The organism is Kitasatospora sp. NPDC088160, assembly GCF_044741445.1.
Lineage (GTDB): Bacteria > Actinomycetota > Actinomycetes > Streptomycetales > Streptomycetaceae > Kitasatospora.
The window spans coordinates 240,956-257,430 of record NZ_JBIUSS010000004.1; the positions used below are offsets into that span (position 1 = coordinate 240,956).

The window sequence follows — 16,475 nt, forward strand, 5'->3', positions numbered from 1 at the left end:
AAGGAGCAGCTGTGCCGCTCGTGTCTGTCGTGATGCCGGTGCACAACTCGGCCTCCACCGTCGGCGCCGCGGTTCGGTCGGTGCTCGCGCAGACATACGGCGACGTGGAGGTGCTGATCACCGACGACGCGTCCACCGATGACTCCTGGAGCCTCCTGATGGAGCTTGCCCAGCAGGATGAACGGGTCCTGCCGCAGGCGGCACCCGAGCAGGGCGGTGCGGGCCGGGCACGCAACCTTGCGATGGAGCGCGCCCGGGGGGAGTGGATCGCCTTCCTGGACGCCGATGACCTGTGGCTGCCGGGGAAGGTGGAGAAGCAGCTCGACTTGGGAGCCACCACCGGTGCACCCCTCACGTACACCTCGTACTACAAGATGGACGCCGAATACACCGGCGAGGCTGCCGATTTCATTCCGAACGGTCGCGTGGTCCGGGCGCGCGCCCGGGTCGACTATCGGGCGATGCTGGTGCAGGACCACATCGGGTGCTTGACCGCGATGTACTCCCGGAAGGTGCTGGGCACGCGGCTGATGCCGGAGATGCGGCGGCGGCAGGACTACGCTCTGTGGCTGTCGATCATGCGTGACGGCGTTGAGGCGCGGGGGCTGTCTGAGCCGCTGGCGGTCTACCGGTCCGGCCGCGTGGGGTCACTGTCCAGCAACAAACTGGCATTGGTCCCGTACAACTGGGAGTTGTACCGTCAACACGAAGAGTTGTCGGTACTCCGGTCGGTCGGGGCGCTGGCCGGTGCGACGTGGGCTAGCGTGCGGAAGTCGCGGATCTAGCTCGGTCGGCCGCTGTCCCGCAGGAACGCCTGAAGGAGCCGCCTGCGATCGTCCGGTGCCACGTCGTGCTGTCCTTCGCCGAGCGCCTGGCGGCCGTGGAGCACGCGGTGGTGGTTCAGGAACAGAAGGTCGCCGCCCTTGAGGGTGAAAACCTCCTGCCCGGCGATCAGCTGCGCCGCCAACTCCCGGGCCGCGTTGGCGTGCGGCTCGTCCATGCCGGACCGGGTGAGCATCTTGCCGGTGAAGCGGACGAAGCCGCGGTCGTGGGGCTCACCGTCCAGGACCGGGAACGGACGGAACTCCTCGCCGACGTCGGACAGCTCGAAGAACCGGCCGTAGGTGAACACCGGCTCAGCCAGCAGGTCGCGGCTGGTCTTCGTCAGGCGCTCCACAGCAGCACGGGCGTCGGACACGATGCTCGCGCCCCCGCCGAGCGGGTCGGGCCGCTCGCACAGGAGCGCCGTGTAGTCCGGCGGCATCGTGGCGTTGACCAGGTCGATGTGGTGCGCCTGGTAGCCCGTTCCGCTGGTCATGTTGGGGTCCTTGCCGGGCTGGGTGCCGATCGGCTTCCACAGCTCGTACCGCTGCAAGGGCTGGAACGGGACGGCAACTTCGGCGAGGATCGCCGTCACCAGGCGCAGGAACTGGACCTCGCCCAGCGCCGGCGCGACGTTCCCCAGGCGCACCACGGCACGGCCGGCACCCGCGGTGCTCAGCTTGGCGCGCAGGGCGGCCATGGTCTCGGCGAACTGCTGGACCGGGGCCAGCCCGGTCCGGTACCGCTCGATCGTGGAGGCCGCCAGGAAGGTGCCGTCCATGGTCGAGGTGGGGAGCGTTCCTCCGATCTCGACGAGAGCCTCTTCCAGCTCTCCCGGCAGATCGAGGAAGACGCCGTCCGCCGGGTCCGGCCTGCTGGGTGCCGCCGCGATGTCGAACGAGGACATGTGAACTCCTCTCCTGGGCCATCCTTCCGGCGAGTGCCAGAGGGAGGGCCTGGGGGTTGGTGCCCCGGCACGCCGTTGTGCCGGGGTCTTACATGGCGCCGCTCCTGTGGGCGCCTCCGCCCGTCTGACCGAGACAATCTGAGGGCGGAAATCTGCTTCACCAAGGGGAGGTTGCGCTAGCACCCAGGCCAGGCCCGCGAACATCTCCTCTTCGGTGGCTTGCTCCAGGCCCTCCTGGGCCTCGTCGTCGAAGGTCGTCAACTGACCGGAGCCGAAACGCCGTTCACGAGAAGCGGCAGGTGGTTTTCGTGTTCCCACGAGTCCCAGGCGTCTTGAACGCGGCGACTCTGACCGTCGTTCATCACGGTGGCGACCTTGGATCGGGGCACCCAGTGCAGCCGGCGGATTTCCTTCGGCGGCCGGTGCAAGCGAACGATCTCGTTCTGCTCGGGCCTGATCAGCCCGCCGCTGTACACGAGGTCGATTCCCTCCGGGAACTTCGCTGCGGACACGTAATCCACGGCGAGGATGCTCCGGAGGGGTAGGACGAGGCCAGTCTCCGTTTCGAGGTGGCGACGGGCCGCGAAGTGCGGCAGCTCGCCCTGCTCGGCGCTGCCACCGGGGAGGGTAAACCCGTCCATGTACTCGGGATCGACCATGAGCGCCTCGATCCGGCCCGACCCCTCCGGGTCCACGCGGAGGACGAGAGCCTGCTGACCCAATCGCCTGCCCGGAGGGTTCTTCATGATGCCGATGTTGCTCAAGTGTGCTCCAACTGTCCGAAATTGACGTCGAGCCGCTCCCCGCCGGGGGGCCGGCGGGGAGCGACGCGCGCTCGACGAGGGCCTTCGCCGCCAACGCAGCCCTCGGAGCTGGCCGACAGGCGGAAGGAGGTGGCCGCCTGCCGGCCCCCATCCGCGCACCACGGATGGGGGTTTGAACCCCGCCGTCGAGGGGGCAGCGCCAACGACCTCGACGGCGGGAGTTGTAGGAGGGGATAGCTTGTTTCAGGCCGATTTGATGCCTCTGGACCGAATGTCGGCCCGAAGCATCGGGGCGACCAAGTTCGGCGGGGCGGGGTGGTTGTCGGACGCCGAGGACGCGGTGGAGGTCCGGGAATTGCGGAGTTGCCGCATTTGGGCGCCGTTGATCTGGGCCTTCAGGTCGCTCAACAGTGCGATGCTCAAGCGGAGTTCGAGGATGGGAGGTGGCTCGACCCCGTCGGGGTCGGGGCGTATGCCGAGTACGATCAGGCGCATCGGATACGCGACGGGATCAAGCCCACCGGAGTCCGAGGGGTCTACTTCCTGGACAATGATCCGGCTGCCACTCCAACTCGGCCCCGAGCTGACTTCCAAGGGGCGGAGTACAAGTGGCTCCTCGGGCAGGGTGGTTGGAGTCATCGTCGGCTTCCCCCTTGAGTGTGAAACAAACGACCTTGGACCCGTTGAGCTGGTCAATGTCGTCGGCGTGCCAGTGGGACAGGCTGTCCATCAGCTCGTAGCCGCGACCACCGGGGTCGGTGGGGGTAGCGCTACGCGGCATCGGGGGCCTGATGGACCAGTCCTTCACCTCGATCCACCAGGGACGCCCCTCCAGCGCGACGAAGGTCACCCGGCAGGGCGTCTCGGCGTGCACCAGCGCGTTCGTGACCAGTTCGCTAACCAGAAGCTCGGCTTCGTCAGACCTCTCGCCGATCTCTTCGCAGCACTGACGGACAAACCCCCGAGCAAGCGCCGCGGCCTTGGGATCGGCTGCGAAGTCGCGGGAACGGACCAGCCGGACGAGGCTGCTGAGGTGGAGATGGTCAAGCTGGATGGGCACAGCTCCTCCAAGATTTGCCGGAGGGGCTGCGCGCCATGGGGGACGCACTACACTCCGCCATTGGCTGGACGCGCTTGGTGCTCTCCCAGTGTGGCTTCGCGCGAAGTTCGCGCGCAAGCCCTTCGCGCGAATACTCCCAGAAATCACTCCCCAGGGGCATGTGCCAGGCGGGGGGCGATACCCTGCACCAAGGAACAGCCCTGAGGTCCCCGGGAGGAGGAGCCTTGTCCGTGAACCCGCAGGCGTCACGCACTCGACGGGCGTTCGGTCGGCAGATGCAAGCCCTTCGCGAGCAGGCCAGGCCGCGGGTGACCCAGAAGGCGGCGGGCGAGGCGATCGGCAAGTCGAGGGACCTCGTCTCGTTTATCGAGCGCGGTGGTCAGTGGCCGACCGAGGAGCAGTTGGGCATCCTTCTGAGGCTCTACGGGGCAGATGACGCCACGCACGCGATGATGGAAGCGCTCTACCAAACCGCACAGGAGGCTGTCGCGGTGTGGTGGATGGAGTACCCGGGTCTCCCGAAAGACCTCATCAAGCTCATCGAACTTGAAGATGTCGCCGAACGGGTCCTGGTCTACGGTGGCGGCACCATCCCCGGACTGCTTCAGATCCCCGAGTACATCCAGGCCTTGTTCCGCTTCGAATCGCAGGAGTTCGGCGCCGCCCAGTCGGAGTTGCTGGCTGAGGTCCGCCGCCTGCGGGGCGATGTGCTCACTCGCCACCGTCCTCTCGTGCTGGACACTCTGGTGGCCGCCGGCGCCCTCCGGGAGAACACCGGCGGGCACGACGTTATGCGCAAGCAGCTCGAACACCTGCTGACGATGGGCCGTCGTCCGAACGTCACCATCCGGATCATTCCGAGGGAGGCTCCGGTAGCCGCGAGTGCCACCGCGCCGTACTGCGTCTTCGACTTCCCGAGTGACCCCAGCATGAGGCAAGCGGATGTCGCGGGCGGGCAGGCCTTCACGGAAGACGCGAAGGCGGTTCGCTATGCGCGGCGGCAGTACGACTACCTGGCCGGATTCGCACTCTCGCCGGAGGACTCAATGCAGCACATCGAGCAATTGATCAAGGACAAGTGACATGGACAAGGGCATCCTTCGCTCCGCCGACCTCTCCGAGGCCGTATGGACGAAGTCGAAGCGGAGCGGTACCAGCGGGGACAATGCCTGTGTAGAGGTGACCCCCATCTTCGTCGGTGGCAGCCGACTCGGGACAGCCATGCGGGACTCCACCGACCCGAACGGTCCGGTGCTGTTCTTCTGGAACGGGGAGTACGAGGCGTACGTGGAGGCCATCCGCGACGGGCAGGAAGACCTGCTTGCCCCCTGAGCCCACAACTTGCAGTTGCCCCCGAGTCGATCTGGTCCGGCTCGGGGGCAACGCATTTCCGACCGAAGGTGCGCTTCAGTCTGTGGACAGGTCGAAAGCGCCCCGATCAACGTCCGGTAGCTCGTCGTACCCGTCCACGTAGTCAACGCCGTTCAGGTGGGCGGCGATCTTCCCTACCCCTCGCTCGCAGCGGTAGCGGGCGGCCCGACCGGTGACGCCCTGGAGCGTGCCGGCCTCCTCGTCCGGAACGTCGGCGCCGTACCGAAGCAGGAGGGCCTGGCGCTCACCGAGAGAGAGCGGAGCGGTCGCCCACCCCTGCCGGATGTCGGCGAGGTGGGCGAACAGCAGGCCGGCCGTCCGCTTGTCGACCGTGGCTTTGGGCATGTCGGCGTCGGGCGCGGTGGGGTTGCGGATCCCGTACGCCGCCTCGCGGTCCCAGACGGCGGGGAGCAGGTGTTCAACCAGGCGCCGGTCGTACCCGCTCACCGCTCAGCCCCCTCTACACCGAGGCGGGCGGCCTCGTACGAGGTGTGCCCGGACCGTCGTCGTGCTTCGGTGAGCCAGCGGTCCCGAAGCCGCTGGCCGAGCCAGCGATGCAGCAGGCCAGGGCCGCCGTCGGAGAGCACCTGTCGGACCTGTGGGGCCCGCTCGGCCGCCACCAGGCGGCCCTCCTGAAGCGCGTCGTCGTACTCCAGGGTGAGGCCGTAGTCACGGGAGACCGAACGGGCGATCGCCTGGGCGACGCTCTCGACCTGCGGCTCGGAGAGCACGGACCAGTCGACTGCCGTGGGGGCTTCGACCGATTCGAGGTCTACGAGATGCATCATCGGACCACCTCCTTGACGGGGGTGTGGCCGTCCTTGGTGATCGCCACCATCAGGCCGGGCGCCCCGGTGGTGCCCTTCGCGTGCCGCCACCAGGTCGACTCCGACTCCATCGAGGGCGGCTGGAGGAAGGTCCGCGGGCCATCGGTGTCCACGTGCTCGTGGTGAAGGTGGCCGGCCAACAGGAGATCGGCCTGATGCAGTGCAGAGTTCTTGTTGAAGGCCTGCCCGCGCCACCAGTCGAAGTGCTTGCCAGGACGCCACTGGTGCCCGTGGGCGTGGGCCACGGTGGTACCCGAGCAGTCAACGACCACGGTCAGCTCGTCGGTGTCCGGAACGTAGAACTCGACGTGCCCGAACTTCTCGGGGGCCAGAGCGGCGGCGTCCTTCACCGCGATCAGGGACTCCGTGTCGTGCGAATCGTCGTACCGCGTCAGACCCTTGCCGCTGAACCGAACGGCCTCACCGTGGTTACCGGGGACCGCAGCCATGGTTAGCCGCTCGGCCAACGGGGCGAAGGTCGTGAGGGCGTGGAGCATCACGCGGCGGGTGAGGCGGATCTGCTCATTGAGGGTGAGCTGGGTCCTCCAGGTGTTCGCCCCACCCTGGCTGACGAACCCTTCGATGTGGTCTCCGAGCCACCCGATGTGGACGTGGCCGATGCTGAAACGGCCCCGGTACAGCTCCAGCAGGTCTGCGGACCGGTTCAGGCCGTCGATCGTGCGCTGGAGGGTGCCGGACACGCCGTCACCGTCGACTTTGCCGAACTGCATGTCGCCGAGGGCGACGATGAAGGTGTGGTCGCCGCCGGTGAGCGCGTGGGGCACCCACGGCCGGTAGGTCTCGACGGCGGCCAGCAGCTCGTCCACCGGCGGACGTTCGGTCTCCGGGTCCTTGGTGCGGGTGAAAGCGAACTTGGTGGAGACGCCGAGGCCGCCACCCGGCATCGTCCACTCGGAGCTGCGGAAGCCGGTGGCCCGCCAGTCGGCCGGGTCGAGGCCCTGGGTTCGCAGGTAGGCGGTTGCGGCGTCCTCGGTCACGGTGTCCACCGGGCCGCGTACGGTCACCTCGGCGGCGTCGCCGGTCACCTCGATCTGGCGGGTGAAGTCCCGCTCCGGGTCGGCCGACCGGGGCGGGAACGAGGGGCCGACCGGCTTGGAGAGGAGTTCGTCGAGCAGGGTGTCAGTCACGCAGGCTCTCTTCCTGGCGCAGACGGCGCCGGTAGGTGCGAATGGTGGAGGCGGACACACGGTGGCCGTGCCGGCCGAGCATCCAGACGAGGTCGTCGGCCACGGTGTCCTGTAGGAGGTGGCGCAGGAAGGCCTCGCGCTCGGCGCCGCTCAGGGTGTCCCAGATGGCCTGGAGCCGCGGACCGGGCTTTCCGGGCAGGACGTCGCTCACTCGGCCTCCTCCGGGTAGACCAGGCCGAGGCCGCCGTCGTACTCCCAGGTGCCGTAGTACTCGCACCAGGAACGGGTGGACCACGCCTCGATCAGGTAGCGGCCGGGCCGGAGTCCGATCGAGCCGTAGTAGCCCTCATCGGTGTCCGCCTGGTGGAACCAGAGGTCGAGGCCATCTTCCGCGTGGAAGGCCACGTCGCATCCGATCTCGCCCCACTGGTTGAGGCAGTCGTCCGTGTGCTCGATGCTGAGGGCGTCCTCCAGCTCGTCCTCGACGAGGAGCCAGTGTCGCTGGCCGCTTGCCGGGACCTTGCCAGGGTGGATCACCGTGCGGTCGTCCTCGAAGGTCGGGGCGTCCGCGAGTTCGAAGAGGGTCAACTCGCCACCCGGTCCTGGTCGAGCTGCTCGACGGCGGCCGTCGCCAGCGCGGCCACCTGCACGAGGCCGGCACGGGCGACGACGGAGTCCGAGGTGGCGATGGCGGCGTTCAGCGTGGCCAGGAGCTCGGCGTCCCAGCCCGGTCGGCCGGCAAGTCCGCGGGTGACGGCGATGTCGGCCCATCGGTCGGCTTCGCGGCGGTGGTGCAGGCGGGCCCGGTCGGGCCGCAGGCCGCCGCCGAGCGGTCGGGGTTCGTCGTCCAGGAGCTGGCGCTCGGCGCGCACCTCGGCCAGGACGGCGGTTGTGGGGTCGGTCTTACGCGCCGGTCGACGCTTGGTGGTCGTGTCGGTCACTTCGACCGCTCCTTCTCGTAGATGTCGTAGAGGGCCTGGGCGCCGCCGGCCATGTACGTCTCGGTCATGTCTCCGGCGTACAGGCGGATGCCCTTGGCTGAGCGGAGCGCGCGGCAGACCTTCGCCATGAACTGGGCGCCCGCGTCATCCGGTTCGCCCCAGACCCACACCCGGGAGAACCCGGCGAACATCCGGCGGTGTCGGCCGAAGAACATCTCCGCCCCTGGTGCCGCTGTCGCGTGCCAGCCGATCTTCCGGGCGATGACTCGGTCGAGCTCCCCTTCGATGAGGTGGATCTCGTCGCCCGCCTCGTGAATCGAGTCGACGCCGTACATCCGCGGCGGGTCGCCCGGCAGGGTGTTGTACTTGCCGTGCCCGTGGTCGCGGTGGTTGTGGTCTTCCAGGCAACGGAAACGGATCGTCAGCGGGTGGCCGTCGTGGGCGAGGTAGGGGATGGCCAGCATGCCGCGGTACCGGCTGTGTCCGGGCAGCGGGTCAGCGACGACGCCAAGCCGGGATGTAGCCGCCTCGGCCGGCCCGATCCCTCGATCGGCCAGGTACAGTGCGGCGTCCGGCGTAAGAGCTGCCTGATAGCTGCTCGTTGCCTCCTCCAGCATCTCGCGTTGCGAGGGCGAGAGAGGCCGCAGTGGTTCGCGCTCCGGCAAAGTCGGTGCTCTCCTTCATCATGATCAAGCTGTAGGAATCCCCGCCCTCACCGCAGGAGTGGCACTTCCAGACCTGCCGGTCGAGGTTGTAGCTGAGGGACGGGGTGCGGTCGTCGTGGAAGGGACAGGGGGCCATGCCGATCGACCGCTGGTCGTTGAAGGCCACGTCGTAGTGCTCGAAGACGGCTTCGAGGGACGGCTTCTGGTCGTCGTCGTGCCAGCCGGAGGTCACGGGAGCATCCACTCCAGGTCGGCCATGTCGACCCCGAAGAGCTCTTCGACGGCGAGGAGCATCCAGGCGTCGAACTCGGGGTCTTCGAGGGCGTTGAGGAAGGCGTCGACCGCGAGGACGTCGCGATCGACGGTCACGCCGCCTCCGGGGGGAGGTCGAAGTACTCCTCGACGGTGGTCAGGACGTACGCCCGGCGCCAACTGGCACCCCGGCGGCGTACCGCGACGATCGCGTCCACGTCGGCGGGGTCGAGACCGCGGCGGCGGGCGAAGGCATCGCGTTCGCGGAGGGCTTCGGCGATGAACTGGGCGGGTTCGAGCTTGGCGTTCTTGGCCTCGATCACCACGAAGGGGCGGTGCCGGACGGGCGCCGGCCGCCGGACGACGTGATCGCCCTCGTCCTCAGCGCCGGTGAGCCGCAGGCGCTCGATGTCGGTCTTGTGTGCCCGGAGGCCGTCACGGAGTTCGGCCTCCCAGTTGGAGCCTCGCCTGCGGTTCCTGCGGTTTCGGGCCGCAACATCAGTCAACTATTGCAATCCTCACTTGTTCAGGGTGTCGAGCGGCGACCAGGGCCGGGACGTAGGCGGGGTGATCGGTTCGAGGCGCGGCTCTAGCGTGGAGAACCGGGTGCTCTCGGGGTGGCAACGCAGGGTGGCGTACCGGCGTGCGGTCGGGTCGCAAGGGCCCATACGGGCCTTGATCACCGCGATCCGGTACTCCAGCGAAGTCGGGTCGAGCGCGACGGAGAGGGAGAGTTCGGGCTTCTCGGAGAGGCCGCCCTTGACCTGATCGCGGCTCGGTGGCGCCCAGGGGTCGCTCTTGGCCTCCCACGACTTGTCCGAGGCGTGGTGCAGGATGATGACCGTCGCCCCGGTAGCGCGGGCAAGTTCGGTGACGCCGGACATCACGGCCATCTGCTCTTCGTAGCTGGACTCCGCGTTCTCGAAGTCCATCAGGTTGTCGAACACGAGCACCTGCGGGTAGTCGTCCCACAACTCGACGTACGCCTCGATCTCCTCGTCCACGGCCGGCCAGGTGATCGGCGAGCCGAAGGCGAAGGTGATCCGGCTGTGGGCCAGGGCATCGAGGTACGCCTGCCGGTACCGGCCGCCGGCCGCCATCCCGGCCGAGACCATCTCGGTCGTGTCCCCGGTCGCCATGGAGGCCAGCCGCGACGAGGCGGTAAAGGCCGACATGTCGGCCGAGAAGTAGAGCGTGGGGAGGCCCATCTGGGCCACCCAGTACAGGGCGAGCCCGCTCTTCTGGGTGCCGGACCGACCGGCGATCATGATGACTTCGCCCTGGCGAGGGCGGCAGCCGAGGTTGTAGAGGGCCTGGAAGGCCTCAACACGGGGGAGTTCGCGGCCAGCGTCGGCGTGCAGGGTGAGCGAGCGTCCGGGGGTGAGCACTCGTACGGCTCCAATCAGGGAGGGGAGGGGGCGGCGCGGAGGCCGCCCCCTGCTGCCGGCCGGGTGTCAGTCGAAGTCGGGCGCGTCGCTCACCGCGGACTGCACGGCGGCGTCGCGCTGCTCGGCGTACGCGATGACCCGGTTCTTGATCTCGGGGTCGGTCACCTGCCTCCACACCCAGGCCGGGTGCGAGCCCGGCTTCTTGGCCGGGACCTGGGTGACGGTCACCAAGACGGCGCTGCCGACCACTCCTTCGAGGTCCCGGGCGAGTACGGTCTGCTCGATCCGCTGGCCCTGGCTGACCTCGGGGGCGAAGGTCTTGAGCTGGTCGGGCGTCTTGAACACGGTCACGTCAGCGATGGCACTGTCCTTCGGACCGTTGGGGGTGGGCCTCTGCCGCTCGAAGCCAGAGACCTCCAGGAGGATCGCTACCGCGTCCTTCTGTTCGGCGGCCTTGAACCAACCGCCGTTAGCGGTCGGGAGGTTGTTGAGGGCAAACGTCACTGGCGATCTCCGGCCTGCCGATGAACGGCGTAGGGGATGGGGTTGGTGGTGTTCAGGGGGACGGTCAGCACGCCGACCGCAAGGGCCGCCACGACGGCCGCGGCGACGAGGAGGCGGGTCATCAGGCAGCTGCCTTCAGCGCCCGGCCCCGGGCCTTCCAGCTATCCATGACAGCTTGGTCGGCGAAGGCGGCCTGGTTGGTGGCCCAGAGCGCCTTCAGGGCGTCGGTGCTCGCGCACCGCTCGATCTGCTCCAGCAGGCCTCCGGTGGCGGTGTCCTGCGGGGGCGTGGGGCCCGATGCGGGTTGCGGGATGATCCGGGCACCCAGGCCGCGAACGATCGCCGCCGTACTCTGGGCTGCCTGTGTGGCCTCGACGACCAGCTCGCTCAGGCTCAGATTAGTTACACTCTCGCAATTAAGCCCAAAAAAAGAGGCTATATCCTGTTCGACCTGTTCTGCCGAGCCGCGAAACACGGCCCAACTGTCGTCGAGGCTCTTGCCATACTTGATGGTCACGGTGATGCGGCCCTCGTCGGCCATGGGTGCACCCCTCCTCTCACGTGGGGCTCGCGCCCCGCTGCTAGTTACACTATCTCAATCAGGCCGCAGAAGGAAACTCGGTTAGGGCACCCCTGCGCGCCCGCATGCCGCGGATGTCGAGGGCGAGCCGTGCCGCCTCCCAGCCGAGCCGCAGGTCCGCCCAGTACAGCGTGCAGTGCGCCTGCCCGGCCGGCAGGTGGATGATGACGCCCCAGTCCTGGTTGACGCCTGGGAGCGGGCTGTACGCGGCTGAGGCTGCGGAAGGCGAGAACGTCGTACGCTTCCACGCCTCGAAGGACTTGCGGTCCCGCTGGTCCACGGGGAAGGCTGCGTGGTCGTACAGCTCGCCCCGGCTGTAGATGGCGAGCTGCGAAGCCGCCTTCAGGGCGCCGTACGCCATGCTGCTGCCCGTCTTGAGGTCGCCGATCACCAGACCGTCGATGGGGCGGCCATCGGGCCCGGGGCCGTCGTAACGCAGGATCCGGTCGGCGGTGCCGGCTGTGCCGAGTTCGTCGATCACGACGAACTGCTCGACCGCGACCACGTCGAAGGCCATGGTCGCCACCTTGTAGGCCGCCATGTCCGCGAGGTCGGCAGCGGAGGCTCGCGAGGGCAGCTCCTCGCCCCGGTCGACGTACTCGCTCAGCGTGTGCAGGTGGGTGCCCCGCTCGCGCCGGTCGTTGGCTCCAGCGATGTTCACCGCGGCCTCGGCGGCGGCATCGAGCGCGGCCCTTCCCTCGCGGCCTGCCGGGTCCAACTCTTGCAGTCCGGTGAGTAGGGATGGCTGGCGCGAGGCGCCGAGCAGGGTCATCCGCTTGCCCCAGGCCGTCAAGGCCGACTTGTCCTCGATGCAGTCGATGTGGGTCGTCGTCCGGGTGAGGCCGCGAGGCCGGCCGCCGGTCTTCGGTACGACGAGGGGCCGTCCCCGCCCGTCGCGCGGAACTTCTCGGTTTGCCGGGAGGCCGGTGAGGTGCAGTGTCAATCCTGTTCCTTATGGTCAGATCAGAGTCTTCAAGTAGAGCCGGATTCGGTCGCCGCCCAGGATCTCCGGTTCACACTCGTCCTGGTCAAGAAGACCGAGCCCCCAGCTCTTGGCAAGGTCGAGCACGAATCGAAGATCGTCAATCGCGTGTCGCGGATCAACCGTCACATGGAAGTCGAGAAGGTCGTTGTCGATGTGGAGCCAAACGCCACCATTTTTCGACTTCATGGCGGGATCTTCCGCCAGGTGGCTGCGCTGCATGCGCAGGCTCCTCTCCCCTTTCGCTGGGCACACTCGTGCCCAGCGCGAACTACTCGGTAGTTCGAAATTGTACGTTGCGTTAAGCAAAGGTCAACTTATCGCAATGTGACAGATGACTCACGGGTGGGGGGAGGGGCATGAAGTCGGTCATGTATGGCTGGCCGGCCATACGGTAGCCCGGGTGTCGCCGGGAATCCGGTGGCTGTTGTCAGTGGGCTCTGCAAGACTAGTCGTCGTGTTCATCCAGCCTGGTCAGAAGCCCGAGACCCTCGTATCGACCGTGTCCCGCTACGGCAGGGGCGGTCGGTGTGGCATGTCAGACGAATACGGATACGACGACGCCCCAGGCGATCGGTTTCAGCCTGGGGCGCAGGTGCGGGGCAACAGAGAAGGGGCCCCTGCGGGCCCCTGCCTGGTGTCGCTGTCACCTGATGTCTAATTGTTTCGAGGGGCTCGGATGAGGTCAGTGTCTTGTTCCTCTCGGGGAACATAGAAAAAGCCATCGTCTGTGTCAGGGACATAGTGAACGACGAGTCCGTCGTCCTTCAGCATCTTTTTCCAGGAATCCAGGCGCCCCTGGTCAACCTCGCTGAGATCGCGGCCTTCGCGCCGTCTGGATTCGAACCGAAGCATAATCACCGGGTAAGCCCAGCGGTGCTCCTTTTTCACTGTCCAGGGAATGAGTTCCTCGCCCCTGGCGATCTTGCGCGGCAATCCGCTGCGGGATCGGAATGAAGCCCACATTGAGACGGTCGTCTCAATGTTGTACTTTTCCAGGTACTTCGCGACCATCCACTTGTAGTCCCGGTCTTCGTCGACCAGCCAGCGAATAGCCTCCTGCTTGTCCTGCACCAGACTCTTGGCGGGCATGTAATCCCCTTCCCGAATCAATCCCCCTCGCGGCCAATGTTGCAGCCGTCATTGAACCTCTACGATGGCATGCAAGAGTTGAACACGTCAAGCGAAGGGGACGTCCAGTGGTAGAGAAGACGATCACCGTCCGGGTCTGCAACATGTGCGAAAAAACCGACCGTGCGGTACGAAGTTACACTATTGCTGAAGGAGGTCGAAACCTGAGGGTCGACCTCTGCGAGGAGGACGCCGGACCGATCGAGAGGCTGATGGCCACGGGCGAGCGCGTCGGGGAGTCGCCGACGAAGCCCGCCCGCTCGACCGCGAGGGTGAAGAAGGCTGCTCCGGCGAAGAAAGTGGCCTCGGGAGCGACTCGTCGCGGGGCGAAGGTCATGACAGTGGAAGAGATCGAGGCGCTCCGCCGCCAGTCGTGAGCATGAAGAAAGGGCCCCACCGAACCGGCGGAGGTTCGGTGGGGCCTGGGCCTTACGTGGGGTCGGACTCGTCCGGCGCGACCACACCCAGCGCGGTCAGGATCTGTACCGCCAGCGCGATCTCAGGGCGGTCGGCATACGCAACGGCCAGGGCCGACACGATGACGCCGATCAGAGCGAGCACTGCGCCCGCACGGGAGCGGTACCGTACCGGCAGCAGGCTCACGAGGGTGACGGGCTTGAAGCCCGGCGTCTTCAGCTTGCTCATCGGCCGGCCTCCTTCTGGAGCAGGGCCCATCCTCGTGCTCCGATCGCGTAGTCCTTGGAGACGCCCCGGGACTTGAGATCCTGGTGCCGGTCATGGAACCGGGCGACGGCGTTCTGGGTGGCGGGGCCGTAGTAGTCGGTCACCGCGCCGGGGATCGGACCGTAGCCCGCCTTGAGCAGCAACTCCTGGAGCTCGCGTACCTGGGGGTGTCGGACGCCCGGCTTCACCCCGGCCGCCAGCGCGACCAGGGCGCCACCGCCACCACCGTTACCGCCGCCGCCCGGGGCGGGCATGCCGGCCTGCACCCAGGAGTACAGCTTCGGGCCGGGGCAGAGGGTGGCGAATCCGTCCTTGTGGCCCCGCTTCGCCAGCGATCGGCCGGCCCGTGCACACGTCTCGTCGTACAGGGCGCGGGCGGCGTTGAGAGCTGCGGCCGAGGGCGCCTGGTCGCCGCCGATCGCGATCTGCACGCCGAACGCGGAGCGGTTGTGCCCCGGGCAGTGGGCGCCCTGGAGGTTCCAGCCGCGGCCCTCGTAGATCGCGCCGTCCTGGTCGACGACGAAGTTGTAGCCGATGCCGGCCCACCCGTTTCCGAGATGCTCGCGCTCGATCGCCTGCGGGACGGCGTTGCCCGTCCGGCCGACCGGGTCGCCGCCGTCGTAGTGGACGTAGAACTCGGTGCGCTCGGACTGCGCAACGTTGTTGGGGGTGCCGTTCCACGGCTTCGCGCCCCAGGAGCCGCGCGAGATGATGTTGGCGCTCAGTCTGTGCCTCCAGGCAATGGGAAGCCCCCGGCGCCGGGCGCTCGGGGGCTGGTACTTCCCGGTCCGCTCCAAGGAGCGTCGGGCGGTGGTCAGTTGGGTGTTTGCAGGTGGGAATCGAGTCGCTCGGCAACGGCGAGGCGCTCGGTTCGCTCGTGAGCGATCTCACGGCGCAGGTCGGCCAGCTCGGCGCTGTGGCGCTGCTGGCCGTCGAGGACGAGGTCGAGGCGGTCGATGACGTGGTCGACGTCGTCGCGAAGGTTGGTGCCGTGTGAGTTCGCAACTTGTTCGCGGACCTCGGCAACCGTGCTGCTCTGGCGGCGCACGAGTTCGACCAAGACGCCGGCCAGGGCGGCGGTGATGGCGCCGCCGGCCGACACGAGGGCCACCTGGACGGCGGGCTCGATCAAGCGGTTGGGCCCTCCAGGCGCTTCTCCAGCTCCCTGATCCGGCGCTCCTGATCCTGTACGACGGGCAGTAGCGCGAGGCCGAGGAGGTCGTAGCGGACGCTGTCGATCCGGCCCTCTTCGTCGCGCACGACGATCTCGGGGAGGGTCGCGTCGACCTCCTCGGCGATCAGACCGACCTCGTCGCGTCGGCCTTCGATGTGCTTGCCCTCGTCGTTGACGGTTGGCTTGCGGTCGTAGATCCGCGGGCGAAGGGCGAGGACGTTCGCTGGGTCGATCTCGATGTCCCGGACGTTCTCCTTGAACCGGATCGAGGAGGTGTTCCGGCAGAAGTTGTGGTTTCCGTCCACCCAGACCGCGTACCACGTGCTGCCCGTCGGTCCGTAGGAGTGCGGACGGTCGCTCCCGTTGGCACGGTTGATCGTGCCCCACGACTCCAGGTACTGGCCGTGCCAGTGGTCGGTGGGTGGGAACTGGCCCGGTCGACCGAGGATCTGGTCCCACCAATGTGCGTGGTCGGTGGGCGGGAACTGCCCCGGTACGCCGAGGAGCTGGTCCCACCAATGCTGGTGCCAGGTCGCGGGGAAGTCGTTCGGCTTGCCCTGGATCTGGTCCCACGAGTGCGCATGCGAGGCTGGCGGGTAGTTGCCGGGCTTGTCGGAGATCTCGCTCCAGGAGTGACCGTGCGGGGCGGGGGTGAAGACGGCGGGCTTCTCAATGATGGTGCCCCAGGTGACGGCCGGGGCCAGGGTCGTCCAGGCCGAGCCGCTCCAGTACTCCCAGGTGCCGCTCGTCCGGTTGAGCCCGAGGGTGCCAAGACGGGGGGTTGCCGGCCGGGTGAGCGCGGTCCAGGCGCCCACGTGGGTGCCGACGTACTGGCGGGCGTCCATTACCTGGGCGGCTGCGATGGTCGTGCCGGAGGCGAAGACGGCGACGGTGGCCAGGGGGATCTCGTAGACCCCGGTGTCGGTCTGGGTGAGCGCCGGGGTGCCCGATCCTGGCGTTCCCTTCACCACGCTGATGGTGATCTCGTTCGCGGCCGGGTCGAGCCGGAGGACGACGCGGTCGACCCGGCTCGCGGCGTCGGCGGCCGGCATCGTGATGGTCTCGACGGCGGTGGACAGGATCGCGTGGCCGCGCACCAGGGCGAAGCCGGGGGCGACCTTCACGTTCATGCCGGTGCTGTCCGCCGTGACGCGGAATGCGGTCGAGTCGGCGGAGGCCGCGACCCCGGAGTCCTGGAGTTCGCGGAAGAGGTAGGAGTACTGGCTCTCGCTCGCGGCCTGACCGTCGAAGGGGTAGGAGGTGATGGCCAAGAGG

General features: G+C 67.9%; 28 protein-coding genes. 4 read left to right on the plus strand and 24 right to left on the minus strand.

The window, feature by feature from the left end; all coding sequences use genetic code 11:
- Window positions 1-11 precede the first annotated feature (11 nt).
- A complete protein-coding gene (locus tag ACIOGZ_RS07905; RefSeq protein ID WP_400985202.1) occupies window positions 12-785 on the plus strand; it encodes a glycosyltransferase family 2 protein in 774 nt (257 codons plus the stop codon).
- On the opposite strand, the gene ACIOGZ_RS07910 is transcribed toward ACIOGZ_RS07905, so the two are convergent.
- The 3 genes from ACIOGZ_RS07910 to ACIOGZ_RS07920 form a co-directional block, all read right to left on the minus strand.
- Window positions 782-1,729, minus strand: a complete 948-nt coding sequence (locus ACIOGZ_RS07910; protein ID WP_400985204.1) for a TauD/TfdA family dioxygenase — start codon at window positions 1,727-1,729, stop codon at window positions 782-784. The two genes, ACIOGZ_RS07905 and ACIOGZ_RS07910, sit on opposite strands and share 4 nt — an antisense overlap.
- Before the next feature lie 257 nt (window positions 1,730-1,986).
- A complete protein-coding gene (locus ACIOGZ_RS07915; protein ID WP_400985206.1) occupies window positions 1,987-2,493 on the minus strand; it encodes an NUDIX domain-containing protein in 507 nt (168 codons plus the stop codon).
- 511 nt (window positions 2,494-3,004) lie between these two features.
- Window positions 3,005-3,553 carry an ATP-binding protein gene (locus ACIOGZ_RS07920; protein ID WP_400985208.1) on the minus strand — a complete coding sequence of 183 codons (549 nt, stop codon included), beginning with the start codon at window positions 3,551-3,553 and terminating at the stop codon, window positions 3,005-3,007.
- Between the two features lie 230 nt (window positions 3,554-3,783).
- Between ACIOGZ_RS07920 and ACIOGZ_RS07925 the strand changes: the two genes are divergently transcribed.
- Both ACIOGZ_RS07925 and ACIOGZ_RS07930 read left to right on the plus strand, forming a co-directional pair.
- On the plus strand, window positions 3,784-4,635 hold the full coding sequence (locus ACIOGZ_RS07925; protein ID WP_400474575.1) for a helix-turn-helix domain-containing protein: 852 nt from the start codon (window positions 3,784-3,786) through the stop codon (window positions 4,633-4,635).
- A 1-nt stretch (window position 4,636) separates the two neighbouring features.
- Window positions 4,637-4,885, plus strand: coding sequence for a DUF397 domain-containing protein (locus tag ACIOGZ_RS07930; protein ID WP_400474576.1), 249 nt, complete (start codon window positions 4,637-4,639; stop codon window positions 4,883-4,885).
- A 75-nt stretch (window positions 4,886-4,960) separates the two neighbouring features.
- On the opposite strand, the gene ACIOGZ_RS07935 is transcribed toward ACIOGZ_RS07930, so the two are convergent.
- The 17 genes from ACIOGZ_RS07935 to ACIOGZ_RS08015 form a co-directional block, all read right to left on the minus strand.
- Window positions 4,961-5,371, minus strand: coding sequence for a hypothetical protein (locus ACIOGZ_RS07935; RefSeq protein ID WP_400985210.1), 411 nt, complete (start codon window positions 5,369-5,371; stop codon window positions 4,961-4,963).
- The gene (locus tag ACIOGZ_RS07940) at window positions 5,368-5,712 is read right to left on the minus strand and encodes a hypothetical protein (protein ID WP_400985212.1); all 345 of its coding nucleotides are present in this window, start codon (window positions 5,710-5,712) and stop codon (window positions 5,368-5,370) included. The genes ACIOGZ_RS07935 and ACIOGZ_RS07940 overlap by 4 nt, the downstream gene beginning before the upstream one ends.
- Window positions 5,709-6,899, minus strand: a complete 1,191-nt coding sequence (locus ACIOGZ_RS07945; RefSeq protein WP_400985214.1) for a hypothetical protein — start codon at window positions 6,897-6,899, stop codon at window positions 5,709-5,711. The genes ACIOGZ_RS07940 and ACIOGZ_RS07945 overlap by 4 nt, the downstream gene beginning before the upstream one ends.
- Window positions 6,892-7,110: a hypothetical protein gene (locus tag ACIOGZ_RS07950; RefSeq protein WP_400985216.1), complete on the minus strand. Its 219-nt coding sequence runs from the start codon at window positions 7,108-7,110 to the stop codon at window positions 6,892-6,894. The genes ACIOGZ_RS07945 and ACIOGZ_RS07950 overlap by 8 nt, the downstream gene beginning before the upstream one ends.
- Entirely contained in the window at window positions 7,107-7,487 is a 381-nt protein-coding gene (locus ACIOGZ_RS07955) for a hypothetical protein (RefSeq protein ID WP_400985218.1), read from the minus strand. Before ACIOGZ_RS07955 ends, ACIOGZ_RS07950 begins: the two co-directional genes overlap by 4 nt.
- Window positions 7,484-7,840, minus strand: coding sequence for a hypothetical protein (locus ACIOGZ_RS07960; protein ID WP_400985219.1), 357 nt, complete (start codon window positions 7,838-7,840; stop codon window positions 7,484-7,486). The genes ACIOGZ_RS07955 and ACIOGZ_RS07960 overlap by 4 nt, the downstream gene beginning before the upstream one ends.
- The gene (locus ACIOGZ_RS07965; RefSeq protein WP_400985221.1) at window positions 7,837-8,304 is read right to left on the minus strand and encodes a hypothetical protein; all 468 of its coding nucleotides are present in this window, start codon (window positions 8,302-8,304) and stop codon (window positions 7,837-7,839) included. Before ACIOGZ_RS07965 ends, ACIOGZ_RS07960 begins: the two co-directional genes overlap by 4 nt.
- Window positions 8,305-8,335: 31 nt before the next feature.
- Complete coding sequence (locus ACIOGZ_RS07970) at window positions 8,336-8,737, minus strand: CHC2 zinc finger domain-containing protein (protein ID WP_400985223.1); 402 nt, start codon at window positions 8,735-8,737, stop codon at window positions 8,336-8,338.
- Window positions 8,734-8,874 carry a hypothetical protein gene (locus ACIOGZ_RS07975; RefSeq protein WP_400985225.1) on the minus strand — a complete coding sequence of 47 codons (141 nt, stop codon included), beginning with the start codon at window positions 8,872-8,874 and terminating at the stop codon, window positions 8,734-8,736. The genes ACIOGZ_RS07970 and ACIOGZ_RS07975 overlap by 4 nt, the downstream gene beginning before the upstream one ends.
- Window positions 8,871-9,263 carry a hypothetical protein gene (locus ACIOGZ_RS07980; RefSeq protein ID WP_400985226.1) on the minus strand — a complete coding sequence of 131 codons (393 nt, stop codon included), beginning with the start codon at window positions 9,261-9,263 and terminating at the stop codon, window positions 8,871-8,873. Before ACIOGZ_RS07980 ends, ACIOGZ_RS07975 begins: the two co-directional genes overlap by 4 nt.
- A 12-nt stretch (window positions 9,264-9,275) precedes the next feature.
- Window positions 9,276-10,145, minus strand: a complete 870-nt coding sequence (locus tag ACIOGZ_RS07985) for an AAA family ATPase (RefSeq protein WP_400985228.1) — start codon at window positions 10,143-10,145, stop codon at window positions 9,276-9,278.
- Between the two features lie 66 nt (window positions 10,146-10,211).
- Complete coding sequence (locus tag ACIOGZ_RS07990; RefSeq protein ID WP_400985229.1) at window positions 10,212-10,649, minus strand: hypothetical protein; 438 nt, start codon at window positions 10,647-10,649, stop codon at window positions 10,212-10,214.
- Window positions 10,646-10,771 (minus strand): hypothetical protein, encoded by a 126-nt coding sequence (locus ACIOGZ_RS07995; protein WP_400985231.1) that lies wholly within the window; start codon window positions 10,769-10,771, stop codon window positions 10,646-10,648. Before ACIOGZ_RS07995 ends, ACIOGZ_RS07990 begins: the two co-directional genes overlap by 4 nt.
- Entirely contained in the window at window positions 10,771-11,190 is a 420-nt protein-coding gene (locus ACIOGZ_RS08000) for a hypothetical protein (RefSeq protein WP_400985232.1), read from the minus strand. Before ACIOGZ_RS08000 ends, ACIOGZ_RS07995 begins: the two co-directional genes overlap by 1 nt.
- 58 nt (window positions 11,191-11,248) lie before the next feature.
- The gene (locus ACIOGZ_RS08005; RefSeq protein ID WP_400985234.1) at window positions 11,249-12,172 is read right to left on the minus strand and encodes a hypothetical protein; all 924 of its coding nucleotides are present in this window, start codon (window positions 12,170-12,172) and stop codon (window positions 11,249-11,251) included.
- Window positions 12,173-12,187: 15 nt separating this feature from the next.
- On the minus strand, window positions 12,188-12,433 hold the full coding sequence (locus ACIOGZ_RS08010) for a hypothetical protein (protein ID WP_400985236.1): 246 nt from the start codon (window positions 12,431-12,433) through the stop codon (window positions 12,188-12,190).
- Window positions 12,434-12,868: 435 nt separating this feature from the next.
- Complete coding sequence (locus tag ACIOGZ_RS08015; RefSeq protein WP_400985237.1) at window positions 12,869-13,303, minus strand: hypothetical protein; 435 nt, start codon at window positions 13,301-13,303, stop codon at window positions 12,869-12,871.
- A 107-nt stretch (window positions 13,304-13,410) separates the two neighbouring features.
- Here ACIOGZ_RS08015 and ACIOGZ_RS08020 point away from each other — a divergent pair, with 107 nt between their 5' ends.
- Window positions 13,411-13,719 (plus strand): hypothetical protein, encoded by a 309-nt coding sequence (locus ACIOGZ_RS08020; RefSeq protein WP_400985239.1) that lies wholly within the window; start codon window positions 13,411-13,413, stop codon window positions 13,717-13,719.
- A 52-nt stretch (window positions 13,720-13,771) separates the two neighbouring features.
- Here the strand turns inward: ACIOGZ_RS08020 and ACIOGZ_RS08025 are convergent, their stop codons facing one another.
- From ACIOGZ_RS08025 to ACIOGZ_RS08040, 4 genes are read right to left on the minus strand one after another with little or no spacing between them, the layout of a single operon-like run.
- Window positions 13,772-13,987 (minus strand): hypothetical protein, encoded by a 216-nt coding sequence (locus ACIOGZ_RS08025; RefSeq protein WP_400985241.1) that lies wholly within the window; start codon window positions 13,985-13,987, stop codon window positions 13,772-13,774.
- Entirely contained in the window at window positions 13,984-14,823 is an 840-nt protein-coding gene (locus ACIOGZ_RS08030) for an N-acetylmuramoyl-L-alanine amidase (protein WP_400985242.1), read from the minus strand. Before ACIOGZ_RS08030 ends, ACIOGZ_RS08025 begins: the two co-directional genes overlap by 4 nt.
- Before the next feature lie 17 nt (window positions 14,824-14,840).
- On the minus strand, window positions 14,841-15,158 hold the full coding sequence (locus ACIOGZ_RS08035; protein WP_400985244.1) for a DUF2746 domain-containing protein: 318 nt from the start codon (window positions 15,156-15,158) through the stop codon (window positions 14,841-14,843).
- On the minus strand, window positions 15,155-16,471 hold the full coding sequence (locus ACIOGZ_RS08040) for a tail fiber domain-containing protein (protein WP_400985246.1): 1,317 nt from the start codon (window positions 16,469-16,471) through the stop codon (window positions 15,155-15,157). The genes ACIOGZ_RS08035 and ACIOGZ_RS08040 overlap by 4 nt, the downstream gene beginning before the upstream one ends.
- Window positions 16,472-16,475 lie beyond the last annotated feature (4 nt).

Bases quoted from the DNA above. Each gene is read 5' to 3' on its own strand.
- ACIOGZ_RS07910 (WP_400985204.1), bottom strand. From the start codon at position 1,729: ATGTCCTCGTTCGACATCGCGGCGGCACCCAGCAGGCCGGACCCGGCG.
- ACIOGZ_RS07930 (WP_400474576.1), top strand. From the start codon at position 4,637: ATGGACAAGGGCATCCTTCGCTCCGCCGACCTCTCCGAGGCCGTATGG.
- ACIOGZ_RS07940 (WP_400985212.1), bottom strand. From the start codon at position 5,712: ATGATGCATCTCGTAGACCTCGAATCGGTCGAAGCCCCCACGGCAGTC.
- ACIOGZ_RS07965 (WP_400985221.1), bottom strand. From the start codon at position 8,304: ATGCTGGCCATCCCCTACCTCGCCCACGACGGCCACCCGCTGACGATC.
- ACIOGZ_RS07995 (WP_400985231.1), bottom strand. From the start codon at position 10,771: ATGACCCGCCTCCTCGTCGCCGCGGCCGTCGTGGCGGCCCTTGCGGTC.
- ACIOGZ_RS08000 (WP_400985232.1), bottom strand. From the start codon at position 11,190: ATGGCCGACGAGGGCCGCATCACCGTGACCATCAAGTATGGCAAGAGC.
- ACIOGZ_RS08010 (WP_400985236.1), bottom strand. From the start codon at position 12,433: ATGCAGCGCAGCCACCTGGCGGAAGATCCCGCCATGAAGTCGAAAAAT.
- ACIOGZ_RS08015 (WP_400985237.1), bottom strand. From the start codon at position 13,303: ATGCCCGCCAAGAGTCTGGTGCAGGACAAGCAGGAGGCTATTCGCTGG.
- ACIOGZ_RS08025 (WP_400985241.1), bottom strand. From the start codon at position 13,987: ATGAGCAAGCTGAAGACGCCGGGCTTCAAGCCCGTCACCCTCGTGAGC.